We start from the raw sequence: 14,158 nt of genomic DNA, 5'->3' as shown, positions 1-14,158 counted from the left end.
CGAAGCCGCGTCGGCTGGCGGGCGCGGCGTCACTCAGCGCTCCCCGGCCGGCTCCGTCGGCGTGCCGGCCAGCAGTTCGGCCACGGTCGGCCCGTCGACGCGCGCGAGATCGTCCTGGTATTTGAGCAGTACGCCGAGGGTGTCGCGCACCGAATCGGGATCGAGCTCCGTCACGCCGAGCGCCGCCAGCGCGCGGCACCAGTCGATCGCCTCGGCGATGCCGGGCGCCTTGAACAGGTCGATGCCGCGCAGCCGGTGCACGAAGTCGATCGCCTGGGTCTGCAGCGCCGCCGCAGCCTCGGGCGCGCGGGCCGCGACGATGTCCAGTTCGCGCTGGCGCTCGGGATAGCCGATCCAGCGATAGAGGCAGCGGCGCTTGAGCGCGTCGTGGACCTCGCGCGTGCGATTCGACGTGATCACGATCAGCGGCGGGCGCTGCGCGGCGATGCGGCCGATCTCGGGGATCGACACCTGGTATTCCGACAGCACCTCGAGCAGGAAGGCCTCGAACGGTTCGTCGGCGCGGTCGATCTCGTCGATCAGCAGCACGCGCGGCGCCGCCGGCGCTGCCGGGTCGGGCAGCAGCGCCTCCAGCAGCGGGCGCTTGAGCAGGAATTCGTCGCGGTACAGCGATTGCGCCTCGGGCCGTTCGCCGCGCGCCTCGGCCAGGCGCAGCGCCATGATCTGGCGCGGATAGTCCCATTCGTACAGCGCGCTGGCGGCGTCGAGCCCCTCGTAGCACTGCAGGCGCAACAGCTTCGTGCCCAGCCCCGCGGCGATCGCCTGCGCCAGCGCGGTCTTGCCGACGCCGGGCTCGCCTTCCAGGAACAGCGGGCGCTGCATCTTCAGCGCCAGGAACAGCACGGTGGCGGTCTCGCGGTCGGCGAAGTATTGCTCGCGCTGGAGCAGCGTCAGGGTCTGGTCGATCGAAGCGGGCAGCATGAAGGCGAGGTCGGACGACAGGGCGGGTGGAGGTGGCGGCGGCAATGAACGAGGCCGGATCGCGGGAACAACCGCGGCGAGCAGGCGGACCGGCAAGCCGGTCCGCCGTTGCGCCCCAGCACGATCAGGAAGGTTGCGAGGAACCCTGCCCCAGCGCCTGTTCGACCGCGCGCGCCGCCAGCACCGGAATCAGATGCGCCCGGTACTCGGCGGACCCGTGCAGGTCGTCGTTCAGGCCCTCGGTCGGGATCGTCACCGCCCGCGCGGCCGCCGCGCTGAAGTCCGCCGACAGCGCTCGCTCCAGCGGCTCGCAGCGGAACACCGCGTCGGCGGCGCCGGTGACGGCCACGCGCACGTCGCCACCGCTGCTGCTGCTGCCATCTGCCCCGGCGACGCCCCTCGCCACCATCACGCCGACCAGCGCAAAGCGCGAGGCCGGGTTGCGGAACTTGACGTAGGCGGCCTGCCGCGGACAGGGAAAGCGCACCGCGGTGATCAGCTCGTCCGGCTCGAGCGCGGTCTCGTACATGCCGACGAAGAAATCGTCGGCGGCGATGCTGCGCCGGTCGGTCACCACGGTGGCGTTCAGGCCCAGCACCGCGGCCGGATAGCAGGCGGCCGGATCGTTGTTGGCGATCGAGCCGCCCAGCGTGCCGAGCGCCCGTACCTGGCGGTCGCCGATGCCGCCGGCCAGCGCGGCCAGCGCCGGCAGCCGGCGCTTGACCTCGGGGTGCGCCTCGACATCGGCGTGCCGCGCGCCGGCGCCGATCACCAGCGTGTCGCCTTCGACGCCGATGTCGCGAATGCCGGGAATGCGGTTGATGTCGACCAGCGTCGACGGCGCGGCCAGACGCAGCTTCATCGCCGCGATCAGGCTCTGGCCGCCCGCCACGATCTTCGCATCGGGGTCGCTGCGCAGCAGCGCGGCCGCCGCCTGGGCATCGGTCGCGCGTTGGAACTGGAATGCGTACATGGAGGTCTCCTCGCGCGTCAGATGGTGCGTGCCGGGGTGGCACCGGTGCCGGCTGCCTGCCCGGCCGCGTGGATCGCCTGCCAGACCCGATGCGGGGTGGCCGGCATCTGCAGGTCGCGCACGCCGAGCGGCGACAGCGCGTCGATCAGCGCGTTGATGAAGGCGGGCGGCGAGCCGATCGCGCCGGCCTCGCCGCAGCCCTTGACGCCCAGCGGATTGTGCGTGCACGGCGTGCCCTGCGCGGTCTCGACGGTGAAGTCCGGCAGATCGGCCGCGCGCGGCATCGCGTAGTCCATGTAGGAGCCGGTCAGCAGCTGGCCGCTGTCGCCGTCGTAGACGCACTGCTCGAGCATCGCCTGTCCGAGCCCCTGGCCGATGCCGCCGTGGACCTGTCCCTCGACGATCATCGGATTGATGATGTTGCCGAAGTCGTCGACCGCGGTGAACTTGACCACCTGCGTCTCGCCGGTGTCCGGGTCGACCTCGACCTCGCAGACATAGGCACCGGACGGATAGGTGAAGTTGGTCGGGTCGTAGAACGCGTTCTCGTTCAGGCCCGGCTCCAGCCGCTCGAGCGGGTAGTTGTGCGGCACATAGGCCGACAGCGCGACCTCGCCGAAGGTCTTGCTGCGGTCGGTGCCGGCCACGCGGAACACACCGTTGCTGAACTCGATGTCGTCCGCCGACGCCTCGAGCAGGTGCGCGGCGATCTGCCTGGCCTTGGCCTCGATCTTGTCGAGCGCCTTGACGATGGCCGAGCCGCCGACCGCCAGCGAACGCGAGCCGTAGGTTCCCATGCCGAACGGCACGCGGCCGGTGTCGCCGTGCACGACCTCGACCGCATCGAGCGGGATGCCGAGCCGGTCGGCCACCACCTGGGCGAAGGTGGTCTCGTGCCCCTGCCCGTGGCTGTGCGAGCCGGTGAAGACGGTCACGGTGCCGGTCGGATGTACGCGGATCTCGCCGACCTCGAACAGGCCGGCACGCGCGCCGAGCGCCCCGGCGATGTTCGACGGCGCCAGCCCGCATGCCTCGATGTAGCAGGAATAGCCGAGGCCGCGCAGCTTGCCGCGGCGCTGGGCCTCGTCGCGGCGCGCCGGGAAGCCGGCCACGTCGGCCAGTTCCTGCGCGCGCTGCAGGCAGGGCTCGTAGTCGCCGGTGTCGTAGGTCAGCCCGACCGGGGTCGCATACGGGAAGCTGCGGATGAAATTGCGCCGGCGCAGTTCGGCCGGATCGATGCCGAGTTCGCGCGCCGCGGTCTCGACCAGCCGCTCGACCACATAGGTGGCCTCGGGCCGGCCCGCGCCGCGATAGGCGTCGACCGGCGCGGTATTGGTGAACACCGCGGTGACCTCGGCGTAGATCGCCGGGGTCGCGTACTGGCCGGCCAGCAGCGTCGCGTACAGGATGGTCGGCACGCTGGAGGCGAAGGTCGACAGGTAGGCGCCCATATTGGCGGTCGTGTGGACCCGCATCGCCAGGAACTTGCCGTCCCCATCGAGCGCCAGCTCGGCGCGCGTGACATGGTCGCGCCCGTGCGCGTCGGTCAGGAAGGACTCGGAACGCTCGGCGGTCCACTTGATCGGCCGCTTGACCTTCTTCGACGCCCAGGTCAGCGCGACGTCCTCCGGATACAGGAAGATCTTCGAGCCGAAGCCGCCGCCGACGTCGGGCGCGATCACGCGCAGCCGCGACTCTGGCAGCCCCAGCACGAAGGCGCCCATCAGCAGCCGCTCGACGTGCGGGTTCTGGCTGGCGACGTACAGCGTGTAGCTGTCGTCCTGCCGGTTGTAGCTCGCGTTGACCGCGCGCGGCTCGATCGCATTGGGCACCAGCCGGTTGTTGACGATCTCCAGCGTGGTCACGTGCGCGGCCTTGGCGAAGGCCGCATCGGTGGCCGCGCGGTCGCCGTGGCCCCAGACGTAGCAGGTGTTGGCCGGCACGTCGTCGTGCACCAGCGCGGTGGCGGAGGTCGCGTCGGCGGTGCGCACCACCGCCGGCAGTTCCTCGTAATCGACCTCGATCTTCTCGGCGGCGTCGCGCGCCTGCTGCAGCGTCTCGGCCACTACCAGCGCGACCTGGTCGCCGACATGGCGGACCTTGCCCTGGGCCAGCACCGGATGCGGGGGCTCCTTCATCGGCGAGCCGTCGATGCTGTGGATCAGCCAGCCGCAGGGCAGGCCGCCGACCTTGTCGGCCGCCATGTCCTCGCCGGTGAAGACGCCGATCACGCCGGGCGAGGCCATCGCCTCGCGTGTGTCGATCGAACGGATGCGCGCGTGCGCGTAGGGCGAGCGGACGAAATAGCCGTAGCTCTGCTGCGGCTGCACGATGTCGTCGGTGTACTGGCCGATGCCAGTCAGGTAGCGGTAGTCTTCCTTGCGCTTGACGGAGGCGCCGACCAGCCGTGGGGTCTCGGGTGCGTTCATGGCGGCTCCTCCTTACTCGGCCGAGGCGGCGGATGCGGGCACGCCGGATGCAGCGGCGCCGGCCATCGCGGCCTGGCCCTGCTGCACCGCGCGCACGATGTTGTGATAGCCGGTGCAGCGGCACAGATTGCCGTCCAGATGCGCGCGGATCGCCGCGGCGTCCGCGTTCGGGCGCTCCTGTACCAGCGCGGTCGCGCTCATCACCATGCCGGGCGTGCAGAAGCCGCATTGCAGGCCGTGGCAGTCGCGGAACGCCGCCTGCATCGGATGCAGTTCGCCATCGGGGGCCAGCCCTTCGATGGTGGTCACCTGGGCACCGTCCGCCTGCACCGCCAGCAGATTGCACGACTTCACCGCCCGGCCGTCCAGATGCACGGTGCAGGCGCCGCATTGCGCGGTGTCGCAGCCGACATGGGTGCCGGTCAGGCGCAGCTGTTCACGCAGGAATTGGACGAGAAGGGTGTGGGGTTCGACCTGGGCGTCGACGGTCTTGCCGTTGACGGTCAGGCGGATCGGAATCGCCATGCTGGTCTCCATGTGGGTGGACGCACATGGCCGGCTCCGGACATCCCGCGTGTATCCCGAAAATGCGCGATGACTGCCCGGAACAGGCTACGGCGCGGTGCTGCCGCTTGTTGGAACGCGGCTATTTCGTGATGGTGGTACAGCGAGTGTTACAGCTAACGATTGCAGCCAAGGATGGCGGCCAACGATCGCAGCGGTCAATCCGGCGACGGGCGATCCGTCGCGGCCCATCGGCCAGTGAACCATAGGCTGGCAAAGGCTCTAACAGTAAATCACAAATCCCCAGGGTGTGCCATGCGGGTTGCCCCGCTTGGCGCTTGCTAGAATGGCCGGCCGCGCGAGCGGGGCAGCCGCTGCATGGCGGTCGCGCCGGCCGCCGCTTCGCGTTCCGAACCCTCGACCGAACCACCGCATTCATTGATGGAAGGCCTGATCGACTGGCTGTTCGACACCGCCGCGCTGCCCAAGGTTGGACTGAGCGCGATCTTCCTCGTCAGCCTGCTGTCGGCGACGCTGCTGCCGGTCGGCTCCGAGCCCGCCGTGTTCGGCTATATCAAGCTCAATCCGGACATGTTCTGGCCCGCGTTGCTGGTGGCCACCGCCGGCAACACGGTTGGCGGCGCGATCGACTGGTGGCTCGGCTATGCCGCCAAGCTGGCGCTGGTGCGCTACCACCTGCGGCGCCAGCATCGCGAGCACGAGCGCGAGCACGCCGAACACCGCAAGCATCCGCGCAAGCCCCGCAAGCCGCCGCTGGACGCGCGCTATTTCCGCTGGATGCGGCGCCTCGGCCCGAAGACGCTGCTGCTGTCGTGGTTGCCGATGTTGGGTGATCCGTTGTGCACATTGGCCGGGTGGCTGCGCTTGCCGTTCTGGCCGAGCCTGGGCTATATGGCGGTCGGCAAGCTGCTGCGCTATCTGGCGATGACCAGCGCGCTGCTGTGGATTCCGGACAGTTTCTGGCGGGGGCTGGGCGACATGATGCGGGGGTGGTTCTGACCTCGTCGTCCCCGCGCAGGCGGGGACCCAGCGTCGTTGAAGCCTGGTCGCGGAGCGAAAGCCGCTGGGCCCCCGCTTTCGCGGGGGCGACAGCACCAGGCCCCGCCAGCCATGTCCCGAGCGGGGGTATGGGATTGTTGCGCTGCGGCAAAATCGGCCGTTGCAGTACAATCGCGCTTTAGTTGACGACAGGCGCACCGTCCCCGTGCGCCGCATGCCGCGGTCCCGCCCATGAATGCCCCACTCGTGCTCGACGCCAAGCTCGCCGCGCAGGACGCCCCTCCGCGCCTGCGCGAGATCCCCTATAACTACACCTCCTTTTCCGACCGCGAAATCGTGATCCGCCTGCTGGGCGAGGAGGCCTGGCGGATCCTGGACGAGCTGCGCGGCGAGCGCCGCACCGGCCGTTCGGCGCGGATGCTGTACGAGGTGCTGGGCGATATCTGGGTGGTCCGCCGCAATCCGTATCTGCAGGACGATCTGCTGGAGAACCCGAAGCGCCGCGAGATGCTGATCTCCGCGCTGCATCACCGCCTGGCCGAGATCGAGAAGCGCCGCGCCGCCGATCGCGCCGAGCATGCCGAGCCGGCCGCCGAGGACCGTTCGCACCGCGTCGAGCAGCTGGTCACCTTCGCCCGGCAGGCCATCGAGGAATTCAAGCGCGAGTTCACCGACGCCTACGAACTGCGCAAGCGCGCGCTGCGCGTGCTGGGGCGCGTCACGCAGAAGGACAACATCAAGTTCGACGGGCTCTCGCGCGTGTCGCACGTGACCGACGCCACCGACTGGCGCGTCGAATACCCGTTCGTGGTGCTGACCCCCGATACCGAGGAAGAGATCGCCGGGCTGGTCAAGGGCTGCTTCGAACTGGGCCTGACCATCATTCCGCGCGGAGGCGGCACCGGCTATACCGGCGGCGCCGTGCCGCTGACGCCGCTGTCGGCGGTGATCAATACAGAGAAGCTCGAGCAGCTGGGGCCGGTCGAGCAGACCGACTTGCCGGGCGTGCCGGACAAGGTCGCGACGATCTTCTCCGGCGCCGGCGTGGTGACGCGCCGCGTCGCCGACGCCGCCGACAAGGCGGGCCTGGTGTTCGCGGTCGACCCGACCTCGATCGACGCCTCGTGCATCGGCGGCAACGTCGCGATGAACGCCGGCGGCAAGAAGGCCGTGCTGTGGGGCACCGCGCTGGACAACCTGGCCTGGTGGCGCATGGTGGATCCGGAGGGCAACTGGCTCGAGGTCACGCGCCTGGACCACAACCTGGGCAAGATCCACGACGTGCCCGTCGCCACCTTCGAGCTGAAGTGGTTCGACGGCAATCGCGCGCCGGGCGAGAAGCTGCTGCGCAGCGAGACGCTGGCGATCGAGGGCCGCAAGTTCCGCAAGGAAGGGCTCGGCAAGGACGTCACCGACAAGTTCCTGGCCGGCCTGCCGGGCGTGCAGAAGGAAGGCTGCGACGGCATCATCACCAGCGCGCGCTGGATCCTGCATCGGATGCCGCGCCATATCCGCACGGTCTGCCTCGAATTCTTCGGCCAGGCGCGCGACGCGATCCCGAGCATCGTCGAGATCAAGGACTTCCTCGATATCGAGTCGAAGACGCCGGGCGGCGCGATCCTGGCGGGCCTCGAGCATCTGGACGAGCGCTACCTGCGCGCGGTCGGTTACGCCACCAAGAGCAAGCGCAACGCCTTCCCGAAGATGGTGCTGATCGGCGATATCGTCGGCGACGACGAGAACGCGGTCGCGCGCGCCACCTCCGAAGTGATCCGCATGGCCAACGGCAAGAGCGGCGAGGGCTTCGTCGCGATCAGCCCCGAGGCGCGCAAGAAGTTCTGGCTCGACCGTTCGCGCACCGCCGCCATCGCGCGCCATACCAACGCCTTCAAGATCAACGAAGACGTGGTGATTCCGCTGAACCGGATGGGCGAATACACCGACGGCATCGAGCGCATCAATATCGAGCTGTCGATCAAAAACAAGCTCAAGCTCGCCGACGAGCTCGAGAGCTTCTTCGCGCGCGGCAACCTGCCGCTGGGCCGCAGCGACGACGCCAACGAGATCCCCAGCGCCGAGCTGCTGGAGGACCGCGTGCAGCAGGCGCTGACGCTGCTGCGCGACGTGCGCGCGCGCTGGGTCTATCTGCGCGACAACCTCGACACGCCACTGACGCAGGCGCGCGCCGCGCTGATCGGCCACGGCCTGGGCCTGCTGGGGCAGGCCTTCGAGGCGCGCCTGGTGCAGCAGCCCGATGCCGCCGTGTTCCATCTGCTGCAGGATCGTACGATCCGCGTGTCGTGGAAGAACGAGCTGCGCGCCGAGCTGCGCAAGATATTCAACGGCGGCGAATTCAAGCCGATCCTCGACGAGGCGCAGAAGATCCACAAGCAGGTGCTGCGCGGCCGCGTCTTCGTCGCGCTGCACATGCACGCCGGTGACGGCAACGTGCACACCAACATCCCGGTCAACTCCGACGACTACGACATGCTGCAGGACGCCCACAAGGCGGTGGCCCGCATCATGGCGCTGGCGCGTTCGCTCGACGGCGTGATTTCGGGCGAGCACGGCATCGGCATCACCAAGCTCGAGTTCCTGACCGAGGAAGAGATCGGCGACTTCCGCCAGTACAAGCAGCGCGTCGATCCGCAGGGCCGCTTCAACAAGGGCAAGCTGCTGCCCGGCGCCGACCTGCGCAACGCCTATACGCCGTCGTTCGGGCTGATGGGGCACGAGTCGCTGATCATGCAGCAGAGCGACATCGGCGCGATCGCCGACAGCGTCAAGGACTGCCTGCGCTGCGGCAAGTGCAAGCCGGTGTGCGCGACCCACGTGCCGCGCGCCAACCTGCTGTACAGCCCGCGCAACAAGATCCTGGCCACCTCGCTGCTGATCGAGGCCTTCCTGTACGAGGAGCAGACGCGCCGCGGCGTGTCGATCAAGCACTGGGACGAGTTCTCGGACGTGGCCGACCACTGCACCGTCTGCCACAAGTGCGTGACGCCGTGCCCGGTCAAGATCGACTTCGGCGACGTGTCGATGAACATGCGCAACCTGCTGCGCAAGATGGGGCAGAAGAAGTTCAACCCCGGCACCGCGGCGGCGATGTTCTTCCTGAACGCGACCAATCCGCAGACCATCAACATGACGCGCAAGGTCATGATGGACTGGGGCTACAAGGCGCAGCGCGCCGGCAACGAGCTGATGAAGACGCTGGCGCGCAAGCAGACCGCGCATCCGCCCGCCACGGTCGGCAAGCCGCCGGTGCGCGAGCAGGTGATCCACTTCGTCAACAAGAAGATGCCGGGCAACCTGCCCAAGAAGACCGCGCGCGCGCTGCTCGATATCGAAGACAACGAGATCGTGCCGATCATCCGCAATCCGAAGGCGACCTCGGTCGAGAGCGAGGCGGTGTTCTACTTCCCGGGCTGCGGCTCGGAGCGGCTGTTCTCGCAGGTGGGGCTGGCCACGCAGGCGATGCTGTGGCACGTCGGCGTGCAGACCGTGCTGCCGCCGGGCTATCTGTGCTGCGGCTATCCGCAGCGCGGCACCGGCCAGTTCGACAAGGCCGAGAAGATCGTCACCGACAACCGCGTGCTGTTCCACCGGGTCGCCAACACGCTGAACTACCTCGACATCAAGACGGTGGTGGTCAGCTGCGGCACCTGCTATGACCAGCTCGCCGGCTATGAATTCGAGAAGATCTTCCCGGGCTGCCGCATCATCGATATCCACGAATATCTGCTGGAGAAGGGCGTCAAGCTCGAGGGCGTGACCGGGGCGCGCTACATGTACCACGACCCTTGCCACACGCCGATCAAGACGATGGACCCGACCAGGCTGGTCAACCAGCTGATGGGCGGCAACGGCGAGGCCGGCAACATCGAGAAGAACGAGCGCTGCTGCGGGGAGTCGGGCACGCTGGCGGTCACGCGTCCGGACGTGTCGACGCAGGTCCGCTTCCGCAAGGAAGAGGAAATGCGCAAGGGCGCCGGCAAGCTGCGCGCCGACGGCTTCGACGGCGACGTCAAGATCCTGACCAGCTGCCCGTCCTGCCTGCAGGGCCTGTCGCGCTACAACGAGGATGCGTCGGTGCAGGCCGACTACATCGTGGTCGAGATGGCGCGCCATCTGCTGGGCGAGAACTGGATGCCCGACTACGTCGCCGCGGCCAACGCGGGCGGTATCGAACGGGTGCTGGTGTGAGGGTCCGGCAATGAGCGCGGCGGAGCAGGGCGCGGCCCGCGTGGCCCGCGTGGCGGGTTGCCCGCTGTGCGAGAGCGACGGCGGCGAGCTGGTCTGGCGGGACCCGGGCGGGCGCGCCCGCGTGATCCTGGTCGAGCACGAGCGCTTTCCCGGCTTCTGCCGCGTCGTCTGGCAAGACCACGTCGCCGAGCAGACTGACCTGTCCGAGACCGAGCAGGCCTGGCTGATGCGGCTGGTCGCCCGCGTCGAACGCACCGTGCGCGACGTGATGTCGCCCGACAAGGTCAACCTGGCCGCCTTCGGCAACATGGTGCCGCATCTGCACTGGCATATCATCCCGCGCTATCGCTGGGACACGCATTTCCCCGAGGCGGTCTGGGCCGCGCCGCAGCGCGAGCGCGACGCCGAGCGCGTCGAGGCGCTGCAGCAGCGGCTGCCGGCGCTGCGCGCGGCGCTCGCCGCGCTGTCAGCCGAGTGAGCAGGCGACGCGTTCTACCTGCGTGGTGACTGCGCGCTGGTTGGGCGCTGGTTGGGCGCTGATTGGGCGCTGATTGGGCGCTGACTTCGCGCTGAATGCCCGCCGCTCGCCGCGCGGAACCCGGGCGGTTTCCCCGCCGTCTGATGCCTGTTCGCCGTTCCGTGCTGGCCACCCGCGCCGGCGCGGCCGTTGTCCCTAACGCCTGCCGTCATTCATGTCCACGCCAACCACCGCCACCGTGCCGGGTCCGGCCGTCCCGGCCCGCGAGCTGCAGATCCAGAGCCGCCTGCGCTTTCGCGCAACCTGGGCGCTGATCAAACCGTACTGGAAATCGGAGGACCGCAAGGCCGGGCTCGGACTGTTGCTGCTGCTGGTGGCGCTGAACCTCGGCATCGTCTACATCAACGTGCTGCTCAACGAGTGGAACCGCGTGTTCTACAACGCGTTGGAGCAGCGCGACTACGCCTCGTTCAAGGAGCTGCTGCTGCGCTTCAGCATGATCGCGGCCTGCTTCATCGTCGCCGCGATCTTCCGCCAGTACTACACGATGATGCTGCAGATGCGCTGGCGGACCTGGATGACCAACCAGTTCCTCGGCAAGTGGCTGGCCTGGCAGGCCTACTACCGCATCGAGCAGACCCACGCGACCGACAACCCCGACCAGCGCCTGGCCGACGACCTGCGCCTGTTTACCGATGGCGCGCTGTCGCTGTCGCTCGGCCTGCTCAATTCGGTGGTCACGCTGGTGTCCTTCGTCGGCATCCTGTGGGCGGTGTCCGGGCCGATCAGCTTCGCGCTGGGCGGCACCACGATGACGATCCCTGGTTATATGGTCTGGTTCGCCGGCGGCTACGCGGTGCTGGGCTCGCTGCTGACGCACTGGATCGGCCGCCCGCTGATCGGCCTGAATTTCCAGCAGGAACAATACGAGGCGAACTTCCGTTTCTCGCTGGTGCGGCTGCGCGAGAACGCCGAGCCGGTCGCGCTCTATCGCGGCGAGCCGACCGAGCAGGCCGGGCTGCGCGCGCGCTTCGAGCAGATCCGCGTCAACTGGAACCAGCTGATGTTCTATACGCGGCGGCTGACGTTCATCAGCTCGGGCTACGGCCAGTTCGCCATCATCTTCCCGATCCTGGTCGCCGCGCCGCGCTACTTCGCCGGCAAGATGACGCTCGGCGGGCTGATGCAGATGTCGACCGCGTTCGGCCAGGTCCAGGGTGCGCTGTCCTGGTTCGTCGACAACTATGCGACGCTGGTCGGCTGGAAGGCCGCGTCGAACCGCCTGATCGATTTCCAGCAGGCGATCCGCGAGGCCCAGCGGCAGGAACGGCTGCACGACGGCGAGCACGATATCCAGGTCACTGTCGGCGATGCCGGTGCCGGCGGGCGCGATCGCATCGAGATCGACGCGCTGGCGCTGGCGCTGCCCGTGCTGGGCGGCCCCGGCCTGCCGGTGGTCAAGCGGCCGCTGGTGTCGGCGTTCTCGCTGACGATCGCGCGCGGCGAACGGTGGCTGGTGACCGGCCCGTCGGGCTGCGGCAAGAGCGTGCTGTTCCGCGCGCTGGCCGGGATCTGGCCTTACGGCAGCGGCTCGGTGGCGATGCCGGCGGCGTCGCGCACGCTGTTCCTGCCGCAGCGCAGCTATCTGCCGGTCGGCACGCTGGCCGACGCGCTGGCCTATCCGCAGGCGGGCGACGCGCATCCGGCGCAGACGCTGCGCGACGCGCTGCGCCAGGCCCAGCTCGGCGCGCTGGCCAACCAGCTGGACGTGTTCGACAACTGGGCGCTGCGGCTGTCGCCCGGCGAGCAGCAGCGGCTGGCGTTCGCGCGCGCACTGCTGTGCAAGCCCGATTTCCTGTTCCTCGACGAGGCGACCAGCGCGCTGGACGAGGAAACCGAGCGCGCGATGTACCAGCTGATGGTCGATGCGCTGCCCGGCGCGGCGATCGTCAGCATCGCCCACCGCAGCACGGTCGCGGCCTTCCACGATCGCCGGCTGCGCTATCTGCCCGAGGGCGGGGCGCCGCGGGCCGATGCCGCGGCCACCGGGACGATCGAGGCCGGCGTGCCCCGTCCGGCGCTCGAAGATGGGCAAGGCGGGTCGCGTGCGGTAAGCTATCGGGTCGTACAAGAAGTAGAAGCGTGAATCCGGCGCAGGAGCCCTGGCCTCCGCCCGGGTCCGCGCCAACACGGCTAACGCCGACAATCATGGCAGGACTGGAAAAAGACACCCCGCATCCCACCGCGCTGACGGTCCACACGCAATCGCGCGTGCTGGAAATCGGCTTCGACAATGGCGTCAGCTTCCGGCTGCCGTTCGAATACCTGCGGGTCTATTCGCCGTCGGCCGAGGTGCAGGGCCATGGCCCGGGCCAGGAAGTGCTGCAGACCGGCAAGCGCGACGTCAACGTGACCGCGGTCGAGCCGGTCGGCAATTACGCGATCCTGATCCGCTTCTCCGACGGCCACGACAGCGGCATCTATTCGTGGGACCTGCTGTACCGCCTCGGCGCCGAGCAGGAATCGCTGTGGCAGGACTACCTGCGGCGGCTCGAGGCCGCCGGCGCCGACCGCGACACGCCGATGGCGCCCGCCGCGGCGCACGGCCACGGCTGCGGCCATCACTGAGCCGCCGGTCCCCACCGACTCCCCTGGATTTCTGGAGCCAGCGATGAGCGAAACCCACTTCGGGTTCGAGAAGGTCGACGAGACCGAGAAGGCCGGCAAGGTCGCCGGCGTGTTCCATTCGGTCGCGTCGAAGTACGACCTGATGAACGACCTGATGTCGGGCGGCATGCACCGGCTGTGGAAGCTGTTTACGATCGCCCAGGCCGGCGTGCGGCCGGGCCAGAAGGTGCTCGACATCGCCGGCGGTACCGGCGACCTGGCCAAGGCGTTCGCGCGCCAGGCGGGCCCGACCGGCGAGGTCTGGCTGACCGACATCAACGAGTCGATGCTGCGCGTCGGCCGCGACCGGCTGCTGAACGACGGCATCGTGACGCCGACCTGCCTGTGCGACGCCGAGCGGATTCCGTTCCCGGACAACCACTTCGACCTGGTCACCGTGGCCTTCGGCCTGCGCAACATGACCCACAAGGACCGGGCGCTGGCCGAGATGCGGCGCGTGACCAAGCCCGGGGGCAAGGTCATGGTGCTGGAATTCTCCAAAGTCTGGAAGCCGCTGGAAAAGGCGTACGATGTGTACTCGTTCAAGGTGCTGCCCTGGCTTGGCCAGCGCGTCGCCGGCGACGCCCACAGCTACCGGTATCTGGCCGAGTCGATCCGCATGCACCCCGACCAGGGGTCGCTTGTGCGGTTGATGGAACAAGCGGGCCTCGAAAACGTCGAATACTTCAACCTGACGGCAGGCGTGGTTGCCTTGCACGTCGGCCGTAAGTACTGAATCAGCGCCGGTTGCGGCGCAATAAAAGGGGATAACGAATCATGTCCAACATTCGCGGAAAATTCCTGGCGGGGTCGCTGGCCGGCATGCTGGCCTTCGGGATGGTGTTCGATGCGGAAGCCAAGCGCATGGGCGGTTCGCGCAGCTTCGGCAAGCAGTCGTCCAACGTGACCCAGCAGCGCCAGCAGGCGCCGCAGCAGACG

10 protein-coding genes are annotated in these 14,158 nt (G+C 68.7%); 6 read left to right on the top strand and 4 right to left on the bottom strand.

From position 1 onward, the window contains the following. Positions 1-33: 33 nt before the first annotated feature. The 4 genes from B551_RS02370 to B551_RS02355 form a co-directional block, all read right to left on the bottom strand. Positions 34-942 carry a MoxR family ATPase gene (locus B551_RS02370; RefSeq protein ID WP_006580189.1) on the bottom strand — a complete coding sequence of 303 codons (909 nt, stop codon included), beginning with the start codon at positions 940-942 and terminating at the stop codon, positions 34-36. A gap of 124 nt (positions 943-1,066) precedes the next feature. Further along, positions 1,067-1,915: a xanthine dehydrogenase family protein subunit M gene (locus B551_RS02365; RefSeq protein ID WP_023263405.1), complete on the bottom strand. Its 849-nt coding sequence runs from the start codon at positions 1,913-1,915 to the stop codon at positions 1,067-1,069. 17 nt (positions 1,916-1,932) lie between these two features. Further along, complete coding sequence (locus B551_RS02360) at positions 1,933-4,344, bottom strand: xanthine dehydrogenase family protein molybdopterin-binding subunit (protein ID WP_023263404.1); 2,412 nt, start codon at positions 4,342-4,344, stop codon at positions 1,933-1,935. 12 nt (positions 4,345-4,356) lie between these two features. Beyond that, positions 4,357-4,869, bottom strand: a complete 513-nt coding sequence (locus B551_RS02355; RefSeq protein ID WP_006578859.1) for a (2Fe-2S)-binding protein — start codon at positions 4,867-4,869, stop codon at positions 4,357-4,359. A 420-nt stretch (positions 4,870-5,289) separates the two neighbouring features. On the opposite strand from B551_RS02355, the gene B551_RS02350 reads away from it, so the two are divergent. The 6 genes from B551_RS02350 to ubiE all read left to right on the top strand — a co-directional run bounded on the left by B551_RS02350 (position 5,290) and on the right by ubiE (position 13,955). Next, positions 5,290-5,868 carry a YqaA family protein gene (locus B551_RS02350; protein ID WP_023263402.1) on the top strand — a complete coding sequence of 193 codons (579 nt, stop codon included), beginning with the start codon at positions 5,290-5,292 and terminating at the stop codon, positions 5,866-5,868. A 231-nt stretch (positions 5,869-6,099) separates the two neighbouring features. Then, positions 6,100-10,074 carry an FAD/FMN-binding oxidoreductase gene (locus B551_RS02345; RefSeq protein WP_006578860.1) on the top strand — a complete coding sequence of 1,325 codons (3,975 nt, stop codon included), beginning with the start codon at positions 6,100-6,102 and terminating at the stop codon, positions 10,072-10,074. 10 nt (positions 10,075-10,084) lie between these two features. Then, complete coding sequence (locus tag B551_RS02340) at positions 10,085-10,552, top strand: HIT family protein (RefSeq protein WP_006578861.1); 468 nt, start codon at positions 10,085-10,087, stop codon at positions 10,550-10,552. A 214-nt stretch (positions 10,553-10,766) separates the two neighbouring features. Further along, entirely contained in the window at positions 10,767-12,698 is a 1,932-nt protein-coding gene (locus B551_RS02335) for an ABC transporter ATP-binding protein/permease (protein ID WP_006578862.1), read from the top strand. Between the two features lie 62 nt (positions 12,699-12,760). Next, positions 12,761-13,180 (top strand): gamma-butyrobetaine hydroxylase-like domain-containing protein, encoded by a 420-nt coding sequence (locus B551_RS02330; protein WP_023263400.1) that lies wholly within the window; start codon positions 12,761-12,763, stop codon positions 13,178-13,180. Positions 13,181-13,223: 43 nt separating this feature from the next. Beyond that, positions 13,224-13,955 (top strand): bifunctional demethylmenaquinone methyltransferase/2-methoxy-6-polyprenyl-1,4-benzoquinol methylase UbiE, encoded by a 732-nt coding sequence (gene ubiE / locus B551_RS02325; protein ID WP_006580250.1) that lies wholly within the window; start codon positions 13,224-13,226, stop codon positions 13,953-13,955. The last annotated feature ends 203 nt before the right edge of the window (positions 13,956-14,158 follow it).

It is taken from the genome of Cupriavidus sp. HPC(L) (assembly GCF_000307735.3).
GTDB lineage: Bacteria > Pseudomonadota > Gammaproteobacteria > Burkholderiales > Burkholderiaceae > Cupriavidus.
This window is presented reverse-complemented; position numbering and strand designations above follow the sequence as displayed.

Coding starts and splice junctions, on each gene's coding strand:
- B551_RS02370 (WP_006580189.1), bottom strand. CDS start 942: ATGCTGCCCGCTTCGATCGACCAGACCCTGACGCTGCTCCAGCGCGAG.
- B551_RS02365 (WP_023263405.1), bottom strand. CDS start 1,915: ATGTACGCATTCCAGTTCCAACGCGCGACCGATGCCCAGGCGGCGGCC.
- B551_RS02360 (WP_023263404.1), bottom strand. CDS start 4,344: ATGAACGCACCCGAGACCCCACGGCTGGTCGGCGCCTCCGTCAAGCGC.
- B551_RS02355 (WP_006578859.1), bottom strand. CDS start 4,869: ATGGCGATTCCGATCCGCCTGACCGTCAACGGCAAGACCGTCGACGCC.
- B551_RS02350 (WP_023263402.1), top strand. CDS start 5,290: ATGGAAGGCCTGATCGACTGGCTGTTCGACACCGCCGCGCTGCCCAAG.
- B551_RS02345 (WP_006578860.1), top strand. CDS start 6,100: ATGAATGCCCCACTCGTGCTCGACGCCAAGCTCGCCGCGCAGGACGCC.
- B551_RS02340 (WP_006578861.1), top strand. CDS start 10,085: ATGAGCGCGGCGGAGCAGGGCGCGGCCCGCGTGGCCCGCGTGGCGGGT.
- B551_RS02335 (WP_006578862.1), top strand. CDS start 10,767: ATGTCCACGCCAACCACCGCCACCGTGCCGGGTCCGGCCGTCCCGGCC.
- B551_RS02330 (WP_023263400.1), top strand. CDS start 12,761: ATGGCAGGACTGGAAAAAGACACCCCGCATCCCACCGCGCTGACGGTC.
- ubiE (WP_006580250.1), top strand. CDS start 13,224: ATGAGCGAAACCCACTTCGGGTTCGAGAAGGTCGACGAGACCGAGAAG.